Raw genomic sequence first — 17,109 nt, 5'->3', positions numbered from 1 at the left:
GGAGCCGCCTCGTCGGCGGCTCGGGCGGAGCCTCGCGGGCTCCTGGCGGCGGTGCACCGGACGGTGCGGTCCGGCCCCCGGGCGGAGGCCGGACCGCACTCGGGTCAGCTCAGGCCCGAGACGGTCTCGCGGACCTTGGTGATGATCTCGGTGGGCATCGGGGCGTAGCCGGCGTCCGCCAGCAGGCCCTGGCCGTCCTCCGAGGCGATGTAGTTCAGGAAGGACTTGGTGGCGGGCAGGGACTCCGCCTTGTTGCCCTTGTCGCAGACGATCTCGTACGTGACGAGGACGATCGGGTACGCGCCGTCGGCGGACGGCGTGTAGTCCAGCTCCAGGGCGAGGTCCTTGCCGGTGCCGACGACCTTCGCGGCGCCGATGGCGGCGGTGGCGTTCTCGACGGTGGCCTTGACCGGCTCGGCGGCCTCGGTCTTGATGTCGACCGTCTTGATGCCGTCCTTGGCGTACGACAGCTCGAAGTACGAGATGGCGCCGGCGGTCTGCTTCACCTGTCCGGCCAGGCCGGAGGAGCCCTGCGCGGACTGGCCGCCCTTGGCCTCCCAGGACTTGCCCGGCTCGTACTTCCAGTCGTCGGGCGCGGCGTCCTTGAGGTACTTGGTGAAGTTGTCCGTGGTGCCGGACTCGTCCGAGCGGTGGAAGGCCTGGATCTTCAGGTCGGGCAGCTTGGCGTCGGGGTTGAGCTTGGCGATCGCCTCGTCGTTCCAGTTGGTGATCTGGCTGTCGAAGATCTTGGCGAGCGTCGGGGCGTCCAGGGCGAGCGTGTCGACGCCCGGGACGTTGAAGCCGACGGCGATGGGGCCGCCGACCATCGGCAGGTTGATGGCCTGGCCGTCCTTGCAGACCTTCTTCGACGCCTCGACCTCGTCGGGCTTCAGCGCGGAGTCCGAGCCGGCGAACGCGGTCTGGCCCTGCGTGAAGGCGGTGATGCCCGCGCCGGAGCCGGTCGGGTTGTAGTTGATCTGCACGCCGTTGCAGGCCGCGACGTACTGCTTGACCCAGGCGTCGATCGCGTTCTTCTGCGCGGACGAGCCGGAGGCCTGGAGCTGGCCCTTGGCGTCGTCGCACTTGATGTTGCTGTTGGCGGCGGCGCTGGCGTCGCCGCCGCTGCTGTTGCCGCCGGTGTCGTCGGAGCCGCACGCCGTGAGGGCCAGGGCGCCGGAGACGGCGAGAGCACCGAGAGCGAGGGCCCGCCGGTTCATGCGCTGAAGCTTCACTTGAGGGAGTTCCTTCCAGGAGCCGCCGTCCTGAATTCGGCGGCGTGCGTGGAGTGGCGTTGAGGACGGAGAAGGCTTGGGCGATACGGACGCGTTTTCGGGATGCGCCCCGTATCGGGTAAGGCCGAAATTAGGCAGAACAGGTGAAGCCGCCGATGGGCGTAAATGAACGGGGGGTGAACCCCTGAGGACGGTGCGGTGAGGTCACGGAACGCTTACGTCAAGGACACGGACCGGTCCCGGGCGGGAGCGTCGCGAGCAGCGCGTCGACCAGGGGACGGTCGAGGGGCCGGGTGAGGCGGGCACGGGCTTCGTCCGGCGCCAGCCACAGGATGCGGTCGACCTCGTCGGAGGGGGCGAACGCGCCGGTGGTGGCCGCCGCCGCCCAGTACCGGACCTCCTTGGGACGGCCGTCCGAGAGGTAGCGCACGGTGGGCAACTCCGCGCCCGGTGCCGCCGCGTAACCGGTCTCCTCCGCCACCTCGCGCAGGGCGCCGGCGAGCGGGTCCTCGCCCCGCTCGAGCTTGCCCTTCGGGTGCGACCAGTCGTCGTACTTCGGCCGGTGCACGAGGCAGATCTCCAGGCCGGGGGAGCGGGGCGAGCGCCGCCACAGGACGCAGCCGGCCGCCCGGACGGTCCCGTCGGCGGAGGCGGAGGCGGAGGCGGAGGCGGAAGCGGGTGGGGGTGCGGGGGACGCGGGCGCGGCGGAGGCCGCGGTCGCGGTCGCGGGGTCCTGGTGCTCGGCCGGGTCCACGGTGCGCGCCTCCTGTCCTGCGGCGGTCCTAGAGCCTGATCGGTTCCTTGCGCCAGCTGTGCTGGAACGCGTACCTCGCCGCCTCCACCTCATGCCGCTGGTCGGCGTGGAGCACGCCGAGCGCGTAGGCCGTCGCCGGTGCGATGCGGGGCGTGCGCGCGGCCTGGGCCGCCGCCGCGGCGGCCTCGGAGGCGTCGCGGTGGCGGTCCAGGGCCTCGCCGGCCGCCAGCAGGCGTACGTCCGTGGTGCCGTCGGCCCCGTCTGCCCCGTCGGCGTCCGCGCCGGCCAGCACCTCGAGCGCGTACCGGTGCAGGCGCAGCAGCAGGCGCACCTGGTGCCACTGGGCGTCCTGGGGATGGGGGGCCGGGTCCGGGGAGAGACCGTGGACCAGAGCCTGGGCGTTGTACGGGTTGCCCGCGGTGACCAGCGGGAGGGCCGCCACCGCGTCGGTGAGGCGGTCCCGGGCCGCGGCGGCCAGCGGGCGCAGGTCGGCGGCGGCCGCGGCGGTGTCCTTCAGCGGGACCTCGCTGGCGAGTAAGGCGACCTTGTCGGCGACCGCGTGGAAGCGGCTGCTGCCCAGCGCCTGGAGGGCCGTGGAGTGCGCCCGGGTGCGGGCCAGGGTCAGCTGGCGGTCGAGCAGCGCACCGGCCTTCGCCGCGCCCACGGTGAGATTGCCGCGGTCGGCGGACGACGGGCGGGTGACGGAGGGCGCGAGGGGCGCGACCGGGGCGGGGTCCGCGGTGGCCGCCGCCCGGGCCGGCGCGGCGCGCCCCGCCTGCTGCTGCGCCGGGAACGCCGCAGAGCCCGACAGCCGGTGCAGGGCCTGGAGCAGGCGGTCCAGGCGGGAGGCGTAGGCGTGCTCCAGCGCCAGCGTGCCGGACAGCCAGGCCAGCTCGGGGCGCATGGCCTCGGCCCACTCGGCGTCCAGCAGCGGCTGGAAGGTGTGCAGGGTGCCGCTGAGGCGGCGGGCCGCACGGCGCAGGGCGCGGGCCGCGTCCACGGGCCCGTCGGGGGCCGGCGCGGGCCCCCGGCCCCGGCCCCGGTCGAGGGCTCCCGCACCCGACGGGTGCGCACCGCTCGGGTGTGAACCGCTCGACTGCGCTCCGTTGCCGTGCGCGCCCGCGCCGGACTCCCGGTGCAGGCGCAGGGCGCGCAGGAACTCCGTGGCCTGGGCGCGCAGGTAGTCCGCGAGGGCGTCGCCACCCGCGGGTACCGGCGGTGGCCCGGCGGCGGCCGTGGGGTCCGTCGGATCAAGGTGTCGCTGTGCCACGCCGGCGCCTCCGGGCGTCTATGAGCATCTCCTGGACGTTGCGCAGGGGCTGGCCGTCCGGGTCCGTCGCGTGCCGGGTCCACTCGCCGTCCGGGCCGAGGTGCCAGGAGGCGGTGGAGTCGGACATGCCGGTCTCCAGCAGCCGGTTCAGGGCCGCCCGGTGAGCCGGGTCGACGACCCTGACCAGGGCCTCTATCCGGCGGTCGAGGTTGCGGTGCATCATGTCGGCGCTGCCGAACCAGACCTCCGGCTCGCCCCCGTTGCCGAAGGCGAAGACGCGGGAGTGCTCCAGGAAGCGGCCGAGGACCGAGCGGACCCGGATGTTCTCCGACAGGCCCTCCACGCCCGGGCGCAGCGCGCAGATCCCGCGCACCCACACGTCGACCGGCACGCCCGCCTGGGACGCCCGGTAGCAGGCGTCGATCACGGCCTCGTCCACCATCGAGTTGACCTTGATGCGGATGTAGGCGGGGCGGCCGGCGCGGTGGTGCTGGATCTCCTTGTGGATGCGGGAGACCAGGCCGTCGCGCAGGGACTTCGGCGCGACGAGGAGACGGCGGTAGGTCTCGCGCCGGGAGTAGCCGGAGAGCCGGTTGAACAGGTCGGAGAGGTCCGCCCCGACCTGCGGGTCGGCGGTGAGCAGGCCCAGGTCCTCGTAGAGGCGGGCCGTCTTCGGGTGGTAGTTGCCGGTGCCGACGTGGCTGTAGCGGCGCAGGGTCTCGCCCTCCTGGCGGACCACCAGCGACAGCTTGCAGTGGGTCTTCAGGCCGACCAGCCCGTAGACGACGTGGCAGCCGGCCTCCTCCAGCTTGCGGGCCCACTTGATGTTCGCGTGCTCGTCGAAGCGCGCCTTGATCTCGACCAGCACCAGCACCTGCTTGCCGGCCTCGGCGGCCTCGATGAGGGCGTCGACTATCGGGGAGTCGCCCGAGGTCCGGTACAGCGTCTGCTTGATCGCCAGGACGTCCGGGTCGGTGGCCGCCTGCTCCAGGAACGCCTGCACGGAGGTGGAGAAGGAGTCGTACGGGTGGTGCAGCAGGACGTCGCGGCTGCGCAGGGCGGCGAAGACGTCCGGCGCGGAGGCGGACTCGACCTCGGCCAGGTCGCGGTGGGTGCCGGCGACGAACTTCGGGTACTTCAGCTCGGGCCGGTCCAGGCCGTGGATGCGGAAGAGGCCGGTGAGGTCCAGGGGGCCCGGGAGCGGGTACACCTCGGCCTCGCTGACCTTCAGCTCGCGGACCAGGAGGTCCAGCACCTCCCGGTCGATGGACTCCTCGACCTCCAGGCGCACCGGCGGGCCGAAGCGGCGCCGCATCAGCTCCTTCTCCAGCGCCTTGAGGAGGTTCTCGGCGTCGTCCTCCTCGACCTCCAGGTCCTCGTTGCGGGTGACGCGGAAGGCGTGGCTCTCCAGGACCTCCATGCCCGGGAACAGCTCCTCCAGGTGGGCGGCGATGACGTCCTCGATGGGGACGAAGCGGCCCGGGGACGCCTCCAGGAAGCGGGAGAGCAGCGGGGGGACCTTGACGCGGGCGAAGTGCCGGTGGCCGGTGACCGGGTTGCGGACGACGACCGCGAGGTTCAGGGAGAGACCCGAGATGTACGGGAAGGGGTGCGCCGGGTCGACGGCGAGCGGGGTGAGGACCGGGAAGATCTGGTGGCGGAAGAGGGTGAACAGGCGGGCCTGCTCCTTCTCCGCCAGCTCGCTCCAGCGGACCAGGTGGATGCCCTCCTCGGCGAGGGAGGGGGCGACGTCCTCCTGGAAGCAGGCGGCGTGCCGGGCCATCAGCTCGCGCGAGCGCGCCCAGATCATCTCCAGCACCTCGCGGGGCTGGAGTCCGGAGGCGGAGCGGGTGGCGACGCCGGCGGCGATGCGGCGCTTCAGGCCGGCGACGCGGACCATGAAGAACTCGTCCAGGTTGCTGGCGAAGATCGCGAGGAAGTTGGCGCGCTCCAGGACGGGCGTGTTCGGGTCCTCGGCGAGTTCGAGCACGCGCTCGTTGAACGCCAGCCAGCTGCGCTCGCGGTCCAGGAAGCGGCCCTGCGGGAGCCTGATGCCGTCCGCCTGGAGCCCCTGGGACTCCTCCGACTCCTCGTACGCGTCGAGGTCGGCGTCGATGTCCGGCTCCAGGTCGGAGACCGTGGCGGCCACGGTGTGCGGGCGGTGCGCTGCGATGGAGCCCACGGAGGGCTGCGGGTGCTGCACGGCCCGCTGCCCGGACTGTGCGGAGAGCCCGGACTGTGTGGACTGCCCGGACTGTGCGGTCTGGGTGTGCTGGACCCCTGCCTGGGTGTTCGGCTGCCTCATGAACCCATTCTTCCGCGCAGCGCGCGGGACAGGCGCGTCGGAAGGCGCGTGATGCTCTGCTCCCGGTGGCTCCGGCACGGTCGGCTTCATTCGGCGAGCGTCGCAAGGCAGTCTGAATCGATGGTTACGGGGACATGACGTGTGGGATAGCGGGGGGCTTCCGGCGGTGGTGCGCGCCGAGGACCCGCCTCCGGTCCGGAAACCGCCGGCTGCGACCGTGAACCGGAGGACACCCCTCGTGCGATGAGGAGACGTGAGCGAAACGAGAAGCGACGGCGAGCTGCTGCGGGCCGTCGCCGCCGACGGCGACCGGCGCGCCTTCGAGGAGCTGTACCGCCGCTACGCCCCCTGGCTGACCGCCCGGATGCGCGGCCGCTGCGCCGACGCCGGTGTCGTCGACGACGTCGTGCAGGAGACCTTCCTCGCCGTGTGGCGGGGCAGCGCGCGCTACCGGGAGGACGGGGACGTGGCCGGGTGGCTGTGGCGGATCGGGTCCCGGCGGCTGATCGACGTGATGCGGGGCGACGGTGCCCGGGGCCGGCTGCGGCAGGCCCTGGCGCGGTTGCGGCACCGGGACGAGGCATCGGCGGAGGAGCGGGTGCTGGCCGGTGTGGAGCACGGCGACCTCGCCGGCGCGCTCGTCCGGCTCTCGCCGGAGCTGCGCGCGGTGCTCCAGGCCACCGTCATCGACGGGCTGTCCACCCGCGAGGCGGCCGTCCTGCTCGGCATCCCGCCGGGCACGGTCAAGACACGGGCGATGCGGGCCCGCCGACAGCTGCGGGAGGCGCTGGCATGACCTGGCACGTTGACGAGTCCGACCTGCGGGCCTACGCCCGGGGCGAGCTGGCGGCGCCCGCGCTGTGGTCCGCCGACGCCCACCTGACCGCCTGCGCCCACTGCCGCGGCGTCCTCGCCGGGGTGAGCGACCCCGCCGCCCTGGACGCGGGCTGGGAACGGCTCGACGCGGAGCTGGACGCCCCGCGGCCGGGGTGGTTCGAGGGCCTGCTGGTGCGGTGCGGCGTCGGCGACGGCACCGCGCGGCTGCTCGCCGCCACGCCGGTCCTGCGCCGCTCCTGGCTCGGCGCGGTCGCCGCCGTGCTGCTGACGACGTTCCTCGTCGCCTGCTCGGCCGCCGCCACCGGCACGCCCACCCTCTTCCTCGCCGTCGCCCCGCTGCTGCCGCTGGCCTCGGTGGCGCTCGCGTACGGGCCCGCGCTGGACCCGGCGTACGAGATGGCCGTCGTCTCGCCGACGCACGGCTTCCGGCTGCTGATGATCCGTACGGTCGCGGTGCTCTCCGTCGCGCTCGGCGTGGGCGGACTGGCGAGCCTGGCCATGCCGGGGTACGGGCTGCGGGCGCTGGCCTGGCTGCTGCCCGGGCTCGCCCTGACCTCGACCGGGCTGGCGCTGACGCCCCGGCTGGGGCCGGTGGTCGCGCCGTCCGTCGTCGCGGGCGCCTGGGGAGCGGTGCTGCTGGCCGCGGACGCGGCGCGGCAGTCCGGGGACGGCCTGGCGCCGTTCACCGCGGCCGGGCAGGGCGTGTCGGGCGCGGTGGCCGTGCTGGGTGCCGGGCTGCTGTTCCTGCTGCGCGACCGCTTCGACGTCTCGGCGCGCGGTGTCGCGTGAGCGCCGTCCCCTTCCCTCACTTCTTCCGCTTCTTCCGCTTCTTCAACTTCTTCAACTTCTTCAACTCGAACCTCTGGTACGGGAGTGCCGTATGACCTCCACCGTCTCCGCCTCCGGGCTCAGCCTCTCCTTCGGCCGGACCCGCGCCCTCGACGACGTGTCGCTGCGGCTCACCCCGGGCGTCACCGGGCTGCTGGGGCCCAACGGCGCCGGGAAGACCACCCTGTTGCGGGTGCTCGCCACCGCGGTGCCCCCCGACCGCGGGGCGTTCACCGTCCTCGGGCACGACCCCGGGAGCGCGCGCGGACGGCAGGAGGTGCGGCGCCGGCTGGGCTACCTGCCGCAGACGCCCGGCTTCCACCCGGGCTTCACCGCCTTCGAGTTCGTCGACTACGTCGCCGTCCTGAAGGAGATGACGGGCCGTGCCGCCCGCCACCGCGAGGTGCGTCGGGTGCTGGAGGAGGTCGGGCTGGGCGAGGTGCGCGGGCGGAAGATCAAGAAGCTGTCGGGCGGGATGCGGCAGCGGGTCGCGCTGGCGGCGGCGCTGGTCGGCGACCCCGGGTTCCTCGTGCTCGACGAGCCGACCGTGGGCCTGGACCCGGAGCAGCGGATGCGTTTTCGGGAGCTGATCGCCGGCGCGGGCGAGACACGCACGGTGCTGCTCTCCACCCACCAGACGGAGGACGTGGCGATGCTCTGCCACCGGGTGGTCGTCATGGCCGCCGGCGCGGTGCGCTTCGACGGCACCCCGGCCGAGCTGACCGCGCGGGCCGCCGGACGCGTGTGGAGCAGCCGGACGCGCGACGCGGGGGCGAAGGCCGGGTGGCGTACGGGCGACGGATCGTTCCGGAACGTCGGCGACCCGCCCGAAGGGGCCGAGCCGGTGGAGCCCACGCTCGAGGACGGCTACCTGCTCGTCCTCGACGGCGCCGGCGTCGACGCGGAGGTGGCCGCGTGAGCGCCGTGCTGACGACGACCGCCCCGGACACCGTGGAGGCGGGCCCCCGCGGGGCGGGCGTGCGGGCCGTGTTCGCCCTGGCGGGCATCGAGGCGCGCCGGATGCTGACGAGCCTCCCCGTCGTGCTGGTCTTCCTCGGGTACGTCACCTGGATCGTGTGGCGGGGCGACAGCGACTGGAGCGACTACCCGGCCCTCCAGGACGCCGACCGCGCCACCCAGAGCATGCCGATGTTCTTCGGCCTGGCGATCATGATGAGCGCCAACTTCGCGGCGCTGCGGTCCCGGCGGCACGGCACCGAGGCCCACTTCGCCGTGCTCGTGATGCCGGCCTGGCAGCGTACGGCGGCCCACGCGCTGTCCGTCGTGCCGGCCGCCGTGCTCACCGCGGTGTGCGTGGCCGGGCAGTTCGCCCGGGAGGCGGTCAAGCCGGGCGCGGTCGGGCACGGTTCGCCGGCCGAGCTGGCCGTCGGACCGCTGACGGTGCTGCTGTTCGGCACGATCGGGGTGCTGCTGGCGCCGGTGCTGCGGTCCGTGCTCGCCGCGCCGCTGGCGGTGGTGCTGCTGCTGTTCGTCTCGGTGCTCGGTACCGGGCCCAGCGGCACGGACGGCACGTCCTGGCTCTCGCCGGTGGTCGCCGCGATCAGCAGCGACACCCTGCCCTCCGAACTCCTGGGCCGGCCCGCCGCCTGGCACGCCCTGTACCTCACGGGCGCGGCCCTGTGCGCAGCCTTCCTCGCCGTGCTCCTCGCCGGCGGGCGGAACCCGGCCGTCCGGGCGGGCGTCGCCCTCTCCCTCGCGCTGGCCGTGACGGGCGGCGTCCTCCAGGCCCGGGGCGTGGCGCCGTCGCCGGAGCTGACCGCGGCCCGGGAGCGTGCCTCGGTGCGGCCGGAGCAGACGTGTGTGGAGCGGGACGGGTCGACGTACTGCGCCTTCGACGAGTGGGTCCCCCGCGTCAGCGCCTGGGCCGGCGTCGTGGAGCGGGTCCGGTCCCTGGCGGGCGGCGCGGCACGGGAGCGGCGGATCGTCGTACGGCAGCGGATCGACGCCCGGTACGGGCTGGAGGGCGACGCCGCGATCCCCGCCCTCACCGAGCCCGGCCAGGTGACCGTCGGCACCGCCTGGGGCGGCAACCGCGTCCCCGAGTTCTCCAGTGCCGTCGCCGCCGTGCTCGTCGCGGGGACGGAGGCGAAGGGGAGCGAGCTGTGCGACGGACGGATGGTCACCCTCATGTGGCTGTCCCTGGCCTGGCAGGACGACCCGATGGACGCCCTGCGCCGGGTCCGGCTCGACGACAGCGTGCGGGGTTCGGCCATCGTCCTGTCGCCCACCGACCCGCTGACCATGACGGAGGGCCAGACGGACGTCGTGCGGCGGCTGCTGGAGGAGCCGCCGACCGGGGTCGGGCAGCGGGTCAAGGAGCACTGGGACGAGCTGACCGCCCCGGGCGTCACCACGGCCCGCGCGGCCGAGGTGCTGGGTGTGAAGGGGCCGGACAAGGCGGACTCGTGCGAGGAGTGACGCGAGCCCTGGTCGTCCCCGTGTGGCGCACCCTGCCGTGGCCGGCCCTGGCCGCAGCGGCGGCGCTCGGCCTGCTGGTCGCGAGCGTGCCCGCCCTGACGGGAGCGGAGCCGGCCCCCTGGCAGACGCTGGTCCTGCTGCGGGGCGTCGCGCTCATCGGCGGGCTCGGCCTGGCCTTCCTCCTGGACGACCCGGCCCGCCACCTGACCACGCCCGTCCCCGTCCGGCGCCCGCTCCGGCAGGCGCTGCGGGTCGCCCTGGTCGCCCCGTTCGCCGCCCTGTGGTGGACGGCCGTACTGCAGGTCGCCCCGGCGGCGTCCCGGCCCCCGGCTGGTGACCTCACCCTGGAGGCGGCGGCGGTGGGCGTCCTGGCCCTCGCGGGCGCCGCGACCGCGATACGGCTGACGGACGAGGCCCGCCCGGGTCCGGCGGTGGTGGCGGTCCTGCTGACGGCCGCCGTCGCCGCGCCCCTGCTGACGCCGGAGGGCTGGGCGCTGTTCGTCCCGGCCGAGGACCCGCGGTGGCCGCCGGCGCACGACCGGTGGGCGGTGCTGCTGGCGGCACTGGCCGCGACCTGGGCGGTGTGCGGCCCGGAGCCGGTGGGGCGGCGCCGGGGGCGGGGGTGACGGGCGGCGCCGGGGCGGGGATGACGGGCGCCGCCGGGGCGGGGGTGACGGGCGACGCGCCTCACGTCTCCGTGCGGTACATGAGGTCCGTCTCGTGGGTGACGAACCCGAGGCGTTCGTAGACCGACACCGCCGCCGTGTTGTCGGCGTCGACGTACAGCATCGCCGTGGGCAGCCCCCGCTGCTCCAGGTGCCGCAGGCCGACGGTGGTCAGGGCCTTGCCGAGGCCGCCGCCCTGCGCGTCGGGACGGATGCCGAGGACGTAGACCTCACCGAGCCGCTCCTCGGCGTGCACCTTGGTCCAGTGGAAGCCGATCAGCTCCCCGTCCCGCTCGGCCAGGAAGAACCCCTCCGGGTCGAACCAGCCTTCGGCCTTCCGGTCGTCGAGGTCCCGCTGCGTGAGCGAGCCCTGCTCGGGGTGGTGGGCGAAGGCGGCGGCGTTGACCGCGAGCCAGGCCGCGTCGTCCTGCCCCGGCACGAAGGTCCGCACGCTCACGCCCTCGGGCAGGCGCGGCTCGGGCAGGTCCAGACCGGCCAGCGGCCTGCGCATCTGGCGCAGTTCGCGGAAGAGGGTCAGCCCCAGTACCTGCGCGAGGTGCCGGGCGGCGGAGTGGCCGCCGTGCGCCCAGATCCGCAGCCGCTTGCCGGAGGCGGCGAGCAGTGCGGAGCCCAGCGCGCGTCCGTGCCCCTGTCCCCGGTGCGAGGGGTGGACGACCAGCTCCGCGGCCGGGGGCTCGATCGGATCGGTGCCCTCCAGCTGGGCGTAGCCGACGAGTTCACCGCCGTCGACGGTGAGCAGCAGATGCGAGACGCCCTCCCGTGCCGGCCCGCGCAGCTGCAGCCGGCCCTGCTCGGACACGGCCTGCTGACCGTCGTTCCGGGCGGCCTCGGCGAGCAGGGCGAGGACGGCCTCGGTCTGCTCCGGGGCGAGTTCGGAAAGGGTGTCGATCGAGCGGGAGCGGCCGGGCCGCACGGTGTCGTCGCTGGTCATGCGTACGAGGGTAAAGGGCGGGCGCGGCAAAGCGGTGGTGGTCGGCGGAGCCGTACCGACCGGGGCGCACACCGGGACATGCGCCAGGACCTGCACCAGGACGTACACCAGGCTGTAACCGGGAACCCCCTGTCGCGCTACGCGCGTTGACTCTAGGCTGTCGCGCCGGCGGACCGTCTCCTCAGCGGCCCGCGTCACGTACACCCACAGGGGGGCGCATGCCAGCCACAGCACCGTCGCACCATCCGCGCCGCAGACGCCGTACGACCCGTCTCCTCGCCGCCGCGGCCACCGTCGTCACCGCGGGCGCGCTCGCCGCGGCGGCGCTGCCCGCCTCGGCGAACGCGGGCGAGAGCCACCGTGGCCACGGCGGTCACGGCCGTTACCAGGACGTCCAGCTCCTCTCCTTCAACGACCTGCACGGCAACCTCGAACCGCCGACCGGCTCCTCCGGCCGGGTCACCGAGGTCCAGCCGGACGGCACGACGAAGACGATCGACGCGGGCGGCATCGAGTACCTGGCCACCCACCTGCGCGAGGCGCGCAAGGGCAACCGCTACTCCATCACCGCGGCCGGCGGCGACATGGTCGGCGCGTCCCCCCTCCTCTCCGGGCTCTTCCACGACGAGCCGACCATCGAGGCGCTGAACAAGCTGGACCTCGACGTGACGAGCGTCGGCAACCACGAGTTCGACGAGGGCGCCAAGGAGCTGGCCCGCCTGCAGAACGGCGGCTGCCACCCCACCGAGGGCTGCTACACGGACGAGGAGTTCGAGGGCGCCGACTTCCCGTACCTGGCGGCGAACGTCCTCGACGAGAAGACCGGCAAGCCGATCCTGAAGCCCTACTGGGTGTGGAAGCAGAAGGGCGTCAAGGTCGGCTTCATCGGCGTGACCCTGGAGGGCACCCCGGACATCGTCTCGGCGGAGGGCGTCAAGGGCCTGGCCTTTAAGGACGAGGTCGAGACGATCGACAAGTACGCCAAGGAGCTGCAGCGCCAGGGCGTGAAGTCCATCGTCGCCCTGGTCCACGAGGGCGGCTTCCCGGCCTCCTCCTCGTACAACTACGACTGCGACTCCTCGGGCGCCGGCGACGGCATCTCCGGCCCGATCGCGGACATCGCGAAGAACGTGACGCCCCAGGTGGACGCGCTGGTCACCGGCCACACCCACGCGGCGTACGTCTGCACGATCCCCGACCCGGCGGGCAAGCCCCGCATGGTCACCTCGGCCTCGTCCTTCGGCCGCCTCTACACGGACACGACGCTGACCTACGACCGCGCCACGGGTGACATCGCCCGTACGGCCGTGAAGTCGGCGAACCACGTCGTCACGCGGGACGTCCCGAAGGCGCCGGACATGACCCGTCTGATCGACAGGTGGAGCACCCTGGCCGCCCCCATCGGCAACCGCGCCATCGGCTACGTCTCCGGCGACATCGACCGGGGCGGCACCGAGTCGCCGCTGGGCGACCTGATCGCCGACGCGCAGCTCGCGTACGGCAAGACGCAGGACCCGGAGACCGACCTGGCCCTGATGAACCCCGGCGGCATCCGCGCGCCCCTCACCTACGCGGCGTCGGGCGGCGAGGGCGACGGTGTCGTCACCTACGCCGAGGGCTTCACGGTCCAGCCCTTCGCCAACACGGTGAACCTCAAGGACTACACGGGCGCCCAGCTGATCCAGGTCCTCAAGGAGCAGGTGAGCGGCCCGAACGAGGCGGCCCCGAAGATCCTCCAGATCTCCTCCGGCCTCACCTACACCCTGGACCTGACGAAGACCGGCGCGGACCGGGTCGTCACCGACTCCATCCGCCTCGACGGCGCGCCGATCGACGTGAACGCCACCTACCGCGTCGCCTCCAACAGCTTCCTCGCGGGCGGCGGCGACGGCTTCCCCACCCTGAACGAGGGCACGAACGAGCTGGTCGGCGCGGACGACCTGACGGCCCTTGAGCAGTACCTGACGGCCAACTCCTCGGCCGCCGACCCGATCGAGCCGCCGGCGGCGGACCGGATCACCATCGTGCAGTAGGCGCCGCGCGCCGTCCCTGACAGGGGCCCGAGGAGCCCGCACCCGGTGCGGACCCTCGGGCCCTCTCCGTATCCCTGTGACGGCCCGCCCCGCCATCGGAAGTTGCCGCGCGGTCAGAAATCGGCGGCCTCGAGGCGTGCGCCTCGGCTGACCGCGATCCGCAGCACGTCCTGCAGCGCCTCGGTCGTCCTGACCAACGCGAACCGCACCGCCCGCTCCCCGGCCCGCCGGTCCCCGAGTACCGCCCTGGCACCCGCGAGCACCTGCTCCCCCGACTCCACCTGCGCCTCCTCGATGTCGTCCGCGAGCCGGGAGAGCAGGCTGTCACCGTCATCGGTGCTCAGGTAGCAGGGGTTGCCTTCGGGGGTGGTCCAGGGGAGGAGGCGGAGTGGTGACGGCTTCATGACTCATGTCCCTTCAGGTGGCGACCAGCGGTGATCACCGATCGTGCTCCGATCGTCACCGCTCCGCCGTACGCTGCGGAAGAGGACCGGTGTTGCCTGCGGGCCAGACAACGGGGAGGGGTGACATGGCCGAAAGCCCGGATGCCGAGCGGGAGTCGAGGCGTGCCGAGCTTGGACAGACACTCCGGATACTGCGCGAGAAGGCAGGCAGGTCGCTGGGGCAGCTGGCCGAGGAGACGTCGTACGACAAGAGCTACCTGTACCGCTTGGAGAAGGGGGAACGGCTCTCCAAGCGGGCGGTGATGGAGGACCTGGACAGGTATCACGGCACGGGTGACCTGCTGGTCCGCCTGTGGCGGGACGCGCACAAGGAGGTCATCAAGGACAAGTACAAGGCGTTCATGGAACTGGAGGCGACGGCCCGGGTCATGTGGCTCTTCCAGCTCCGAGTGCCGGGGCTGCTGCAGACCGAGGACTACGCCCGGACGGTGTTGTCGGGGTTGTCCGGCGCCCAGACAACGGCGGGCAACGGTGAGGCGGTGGAGGAACAGGTGGCGCTGCGCCTGGGGCGCCAGGAGTTGCTGCACCGCAGGCCGGCCCCGAACGTCCGCGTGATCCTGGACGAAGGCGCGCTGCGACGCCAGGTCCCGGACACCAAGGTGTGGCGGGACCAGTTGACACACCTCCTGCACGCGGCGGAACTGCCCTCCGTCGCGCTCCAGGTACTGCCCTACACGGCCGGCGTGCACGACCTCATGGACAGCCACCTCTGGCTCCTGTGGCAACGAGTCGGCGACCCCGTCGCCTACGTCGAGGGCAACGGCTTCGGCGAGTTGATCGACGATCCGGACAAGGTCCTGTCCTTTCGCCTGTCCTACGATCTGGTCAGGGACGCGGCTCTGACTCCGGTGGAGTCGATGGCGTTCATCAAGGGCCTTCTGGAGGAGCGCAGACCATGAACCGAATCCCTGACCTCACCATCACGACCTGGCGGAAGTCCTCCTACAGCGACGGAGGCGGGACGAACTGCGTCGAGGTGGCCGACGGTTACCCCGGCCTCGTACCGGTGCGGGACAGCAAGGTGCGGAACGGGCGGGTGCTCGTGTTCGGCACGGCCTCGTGGCAGGCGTTCGTGACGGGGGTCAAGGCCGACGCCTGAAGCGGGCCGGCTCGCCGGGTACTTCGTCACGGGCGGGCTTCTCCTTGACCCCCGTCGGCCCCGCCCGTCTCCGGCGGTGGGACCGGCGCCCCCGGCAGGCGTACGGTCGCCGTCGTGCCGCCTCCCTCGCCCGGGGTCAGGCTCACGGTGCCGCCGGCCTGGTGCACCGTGCGGGCCACGATGGACAGGCCCAGGCCCGAGCCGGGCAGGGCGCGGGCGGACGGCGAGCGCCAGAAGCGGTCGAAGACGTGGGGGAGTTCCTCGGCGGCGATACCGGGGCCGTGGTCGCGGACGGTGAGGACCCCGTCGGTGAGGCGTACGTCGACGGTGCCGCCCTCCGGGCTGAACTTCACCGCGTTGTCGAGGATGTTGACGACCGCGCGTTCCAGGGCGGCCGGCTCGGCGCGCACGTACCAGGGCCGCACGTCGGCGGTGATGGTCAGCTCCGGGCCGCGCAGGCGGGCGCGGCGCAGGGCGGACTCCACGACGTCGTGCCAGGCGAGGATGCGGGTCCTGCCGGTGTGCTGGCCGGTGTCGGGGCGGGAGAGTTCCTGGAGGTCGCCGATGAGTGCGGCCAGTTCCGTCATCTGGGCCTTGACCGAGGCGAGGAGCGCCTTGCGGTCGGCCTCCGGGAGGGGACGGCCGGTCTCCTCGCTGCGGGTGAGCAGTTCGATGTTGGTGCGCAGCGAGGTGAGGGGGGTGCGCAGTTCGTGGCCGGCGTCGGCGATGAGCTGCTGTTGCAGGTCGCGGGAGCTGGCCAGGGACGAGGTCATGGAGTTGAAGGAACGGGAGAGACGGGCGATCTCGTCCTCGCTGTCGTCCGCCACGGGGATGCGGACGGTCAGGTCCTCGGTGCGGGCCACGTGTTCCACGGCCCGCGTCAGTTCGTCGACCGGGCGCAGGGCGGTACGGGCGACCCAGAGACCCGCGGCGCCCGCGCCGACGACCCCGGCGCCCGCGACGAAGACGAGGACCAGCGCGAGGTTGCTGAGGGAGCTGTTGACCTCGTCCAGCGGGCGTGCGGCGGAGACGGCGACGCCCAGTTCGGGCAGCACGCTGTAGGTGTAGACCCGGTACTGGGTGCCGTCCGGGCTCCTGGCGTCGTGCAGGGCGTCCTCGGTCCTGCCCTCGGCCACGGCACGGTCGCCGGCGGTGAGCGGGACCTCTTCCATGCCGATGATCAGGCAGCTTCCGCCCTTGCCGTCCACGAGCTGTACCGACGAGCCGAAGGGGTTCTGTTCGTGGGTGACGGGGTCGTGGGCGCACTCACCGGTGCGCAGGTTGACGTACTGGCTCACCTGCTGCTTGCTCATGCGGTTCGCCTTCAGCGCCTCGTCCAGCGAACTGACCAGCACGCTCTTCACCACGAACCAGCACGCCACCGCCGCCGCCGCGACCGCCAGCGCCACCGCCGACGCCACCAGCAGCGACAGCCGTGCCCGGATGGGCAGGGCGCGGACGCGGCGGGCCGGGCTTCTCACTCCGCGCCGCCCTGCCGCAGGACGTAGCCGACGCCGCGCACGGTGTGGACGAGGCGGGGCTCGCCGGCCGCCTCGGTCTTGCGGCGCAGGTACATGACGTACACGTCGAGGGAGTTGGAGGACGGCTCGAAGTCGAAGCCCCAGACGGCCTTGAGGATCTGCTCGCGGGTGAGGACCTGGCGCGGGTGGGCCATGAACATCTCCAGGAGCGTGAACTCCGTGCGGGTCAGCTCGACCGGGCGTCCGCCTCGGACGACCTCCCGCGTCGACAGGTCCATGGTGAGGTCGGCGAAGGTGAGGGTGTCGTCGTCCTCGGCGGTGGCCTCGACCGCCGCCGCGTAGGAGCTGCGGCGCAGCAGCGCGCGGATGCGGGCGAAGAGTTCGTCCAGTTCGAAGGGCTTGACCAGGTAGTCGTCGGCGCCGGCGTCCAGGCCGGTCACCCGGTCGCCGACCGTGTCGCGGGCCGTGAGCATCAGGATGGGGGTCGTGTCGCCGGCGCCGCGGATGCGGCGGGCGGCGGTCAGGCCGTCCATGCGGGGCATCTGGATGTCGAGGACGACCAGGTCGGGGCGGTACGCCGCCGCCTTCTCCAGCGCGTCGGCGCCGTCGACGGCGACCTGCGTGTCGTAGCCCTCGAAGGCGAGGCTGCGCTGGAGGGCTTCGCGGACCGCCGGTTCGTCGTCGACGATCAGGATGCGCTGGACGTCGCGGTCACGGTCGCCGTCTGCGGGGCTCATGGCTCGGATTCCT

The 17,109-nt window shown here is 73.3% G+C and carries 16 protein-coding genes; 8 read left to right on the top strand and 8 right to left on the bottom strand.

Annotated elements, in window-relative coordinates:
- Positions 1 to 104: 104 nt before the first annotated feature.
- The 4 genes from pstS to ACFZP7_RS16505 all read right to left on the bottom strand — a co-directional run bounded on the left by pstS (position 105) and on the right by ACFZP7_RS16505 (position 5,651).
- Positions 105 to 1,232, bottom strand: coding sequence for a phosphate ABC transporter substrate-binding protein PstS (gene pstS / locus ACFZP7_RS16520; protein WP_031019845.1), 1,128 nt, complete (start codon positions 1,230 to 1,232; stop codon positions 105 to 107).
- Between the two features lie 220 nt (positions 1,233 to 1,452).
- On the bottom strand, positions 1,453 to 1,845 hold the full coding sequence (locus ACFZP7_RS16515; RefSeq protein ID WP_046249290.1) for an NUDIX hydrolase: 393 nt from the start codon (positions 1,843 to 1,845) through the stop codon (positions 1,453 to 1,455).
- A gap of 169 nt (positions 1,846 to 2,014) precedes the next feature.
- Positions 2,015 to 3,256 (bottom strand): CHAD domain-containing protein, encoded by a 1,242-nt coding sequence (locus ACFZP7_RS16510; RefSeq protein WP_385634696.1) that lies wholly within the window; start codon positions 3,254 to 3,256, stop codon positions 2,015 to 2,017.
- A complete protein-coding gene (locus ACFZP7_RS16505; protein WP_051850999.1) occupies positions 3,237 to 5,651 on the bottom strand; it encodes an RNA degradosome polyphosphate kinase in 2,415 nt (804 codons plus the stop codon). Before ACFZP7_RS16505 ends, ACFZP7_RS16510 begins: the two co-directional genes overlap by 20 nt.
- Before the next feature lie 163 nt (positions 5,652 to 5,814).
- On the opposite strand from ACFZP7_RS16505, the gene ACFZP7_RS16500 reads away from it, so the two are divergent.
- From ACFZP7_RS16500 to ACFZP7_RS16480, 5 genes are all read left to right on the top strand, one after another.
- Complete coding sequence (locus tag ACFZP7_RS16500) at positions 5,815 to 6,357, top strand: RNA polymerase sigma factor (protein ID WP_019326768.1); 543 nt, start codon at positions 5,815 to 5,817, stop codon at positions 6,355 to 6,357.
- Positions 6,354 to 7,187 (top strand): zf-HC2 domain-containing protein, encoded by an 834-nt coding sequence (locus ACFZP7_RS16495; RefSeq protein ID WP_385634695.1) that lies wholly within the window; start codon positions 6,354 to 6,356, stop codon positions 7,185 to 7,187. Before ACFZP7_RS16500 ends, ACFZP7_RS16495 begins: the two co-directional genes overlap by 4 nt.
- 91 nt (positions 7,188 to 7,278) lie before the next feature.
- Positions 7,279 to 8,145 (top strand): ABC transporter ATP-binding protein, encoded by an 867-nt coding sequence (locus ACFZP7_RS16490; protein WP_031019854.1) that lies wholly within the window; start codon positions 7,279 to 7,281, stop codon positions 8,143 to 8,145.
- Positions 8,142 to 9,665 carry an ABC transporter permease gene (locus tag ACFZP7_RS16485; RefSeq protein ID WP_385634694.1) on the top strand — a complete coding sequence of 508 codons (1,524 nt, stop codon included), beginning with the start codon at positions 8,142 to 8,144 and terminating at the stop codon, positions 9,663 to 9,665. The genes ACFZP7_RS16490 and ACFZP7_RS16485 overlap by 4 nt, the downstream gene beginning before the upstream one ends.
- On the top strand, positions 9,653 to 10,291 hold the full coding sequence (locus ACFZP7_RS16480) for an ABC transporter (RefSeq protein ID WP_385634693.1): 639 nt from the start codon (positions 9,653 to 9,655) through the stop codon (positions 10,289 to 10,291). Before ACFZP7_RS16485 ends, ACFZP7_RS16480 begins: the two co-directional genes overlap by 13 nt.
- Before the next feature lie 61 nt (positions 10,292 to 10,352).
- On the opposite strand, the gene mshD is transcribed toward ACFZP7_RS16480, so the two are convergent.
- Positions 10,353 to 11,282 (bottom strand): mycothiol synthase, encoded by a 930-nt coding sequence (gene mshD, locus ACFZP7_RS16475; RefSeq protein ID WP_019326763.1) that lies wholly within the window; start codon positions 11,280 to 11,282, stop codon positions 10,353 to 10,355.
- A gap of 218 nt (positions 11,283 to 11,500) precedes the next feature.
- Between mshD and ACFZP7_RS16470 the strand changes: the two genes are divergently transcribed.
- Positions 11,501 to 13,315 (top strand): bifunctional metallophosphatase/5'-nucleotidase, encoded by a 1,815-nt coding sequence (locus tag ACFZP7_RS16470; RefSeq protein ID WP_385634692.1) that lies wholly within the window; start codon positions 11,501 to 11,503, stop codon positions 13,313 to 13,315.
- A gap of 113 nt (positions 13,316 to 13,428) precedes the next feature.
- Here the strand turns inward: ACFZP7_RS16470 and ACFZP7_RS16465 are convergent, their stop codons facing one another.
- Entirely contained in the window at positions 13,429 to 13,719 is a 291-nt protein-coding gene (locus ACFZP7_RS16465; RefSeq protein ID WP_046250868.1) for a hypothetical protein, read from the bottom strand.
- 125 nt (positions 13,720 to 13,844) lie between these two features.
- Between ACFZP7_RS16465 and ACFZP7_RS16460 the strand changes: the two genes are divergently transcribed.
- Together ACFZP7_RS16460 and ACFZP7_RS16455 are read left to right on the top strand one after the other, a co-directional pair.
- A complete protein-coding gene (locus ACFZP7_RS16460) occupies positions 13,845 to 14,678 on the top strand; it encodes a helix-turn-helix domain-containing protein (RefSeq protein WP_385634691.1) in 834 nt (277 codons plus the stop codon).
- A complete protein-coding gene (locus tag ACFZP7_RS16455; RefSeq protein WP_385634690.1) occupies positions 14,675 to 14,878 on the top strand; it encodes a DUF397 domain-containing protein in 204 nt (67 codons plus the stop codon). Before ACFZP7_RS16460 ends, ACFZP7_RS16455 begins: the two co-directional genes overlap by 4 nt.
- Positions 14,879 to 14,904: 26 nt before the next feature.
- Here the strand turns inward: ACFZP7_RS16455 and ACFZP7_RS16450 are convergent, their stop codons facing one another.
- Together ACFZP7_RS16450 and ACFZP7_RS16445 are read right to left on the bottom strand one after the other, a co-directional pair.
- Entirely contained in the window at positions 14,905 to 16,359 is a 1,455-nt protein-coding gene (locus ACFZP7_RS16450; RefSeq protein ID WP_385634689.1) for a sensor histidine kinase, read from the bottom strand.
- Entirely contained in the window at positions 16,356 to 17,096 is a 741-nt protein-coding gene (locus tag ACFZP7_RS16445) for a response regulator transcription factor (protein ID WP_019326756.1), read from the bottom strand. The genes ACFZP7_RS16450 and ACFZP7_RS16445 overlap by 4 nt, the downstream gene beginning before the upstream one ends.
- Positions 17,097 to 17,109 lie beyond the last annotated feature (13 nt).

This window comes from Streptomyces sp. SudanB5_2050 (assembly GCF_964272335.1).
In the GTDB taxonomy this organism is placed as follows: domain Bacteria; phylum Actinomycetota; class Actinomycetes; order Streptomycetales; family Streptomycetaceae; genus Streptomyces; species Streptomyces rochei.
Note: the sequence above shows the minus strand (reverse complement) of the source record. Positions and strands in the feature narration are given on the sequence as shown.

What these genes read in the sequence shown, in the direction of transcription:
- mshD (WP_019326763.1), bottom strand. Translation starts at nt 11,282, where the DNA reads ATGACCAGCGACGACACCGTGCGGCCCGGCCGCTCCCGCTCGATCGAC.
- ACFZP7_RS16505 (WP_051850999.1), bottom strand. Translation starts at nt 5,651, where the DNA reads ATGAAGCCGACCGTGCCGGAGCCACCGGGAGCAGAGCATCACGCGCCT.
- ACFZP7_RS16465 (WP_046250868.1), bottom strand. Translation starts at nt 13,719, where the DNA reads ATGAAGCCGTCACCACTCCGCCTCCTCCCCTGGACCACCCCCGAAGGC.
- ACFZP7_RS16490 (WP_031019854.1), top strand. Translation starts at nt 7,279, where the DNA reads ATGACCTCCACCGTCTCCGCCTCCGGGCTCAGCCTCTCCTTCGGCCGG.
- ACFZP7_RS16445 (WP_019326756.1), bottom strand. Translation starts at nt 17,096, where the DNA reads ATGAGCCCCGCAGACGGCGACCGTGACCGCGACGTCCAGCGCATCCTG.
- ACFZP7_RS16455 (WP_385634690.1), top strand. Translation starts at nt 14,675, where the DNA reads ATGAACCGAATCCCTGACCTCACCATCACGACCTGGCGGAAGTCCTCC.
- ACFZP7_RS16470 (WP_385634692.1), top strand. Translation starts at nt 11,501, where the DNA reads ATGCCAGCCACAGCACCGTCGCACCATCCGCGCCGCAGACGCCGTACG.
- ACFZP7_RS16495 (WP_385634695.1), top strand. Translation starts at nt 6,354, where the DNA reads ATGACCTGGCACGTTGACGAGTCCGACCTGCGGGCCTACGCCCGGGGC.
- ACFZP7_RS16460 (WP_385634691.1), top strand. Translation starts at nt 13,845, where the DNA reads ATGGCCGAAAGCCCGGATGCCGAGCGGGAGTCGAGGCGTGCCGAGCTT.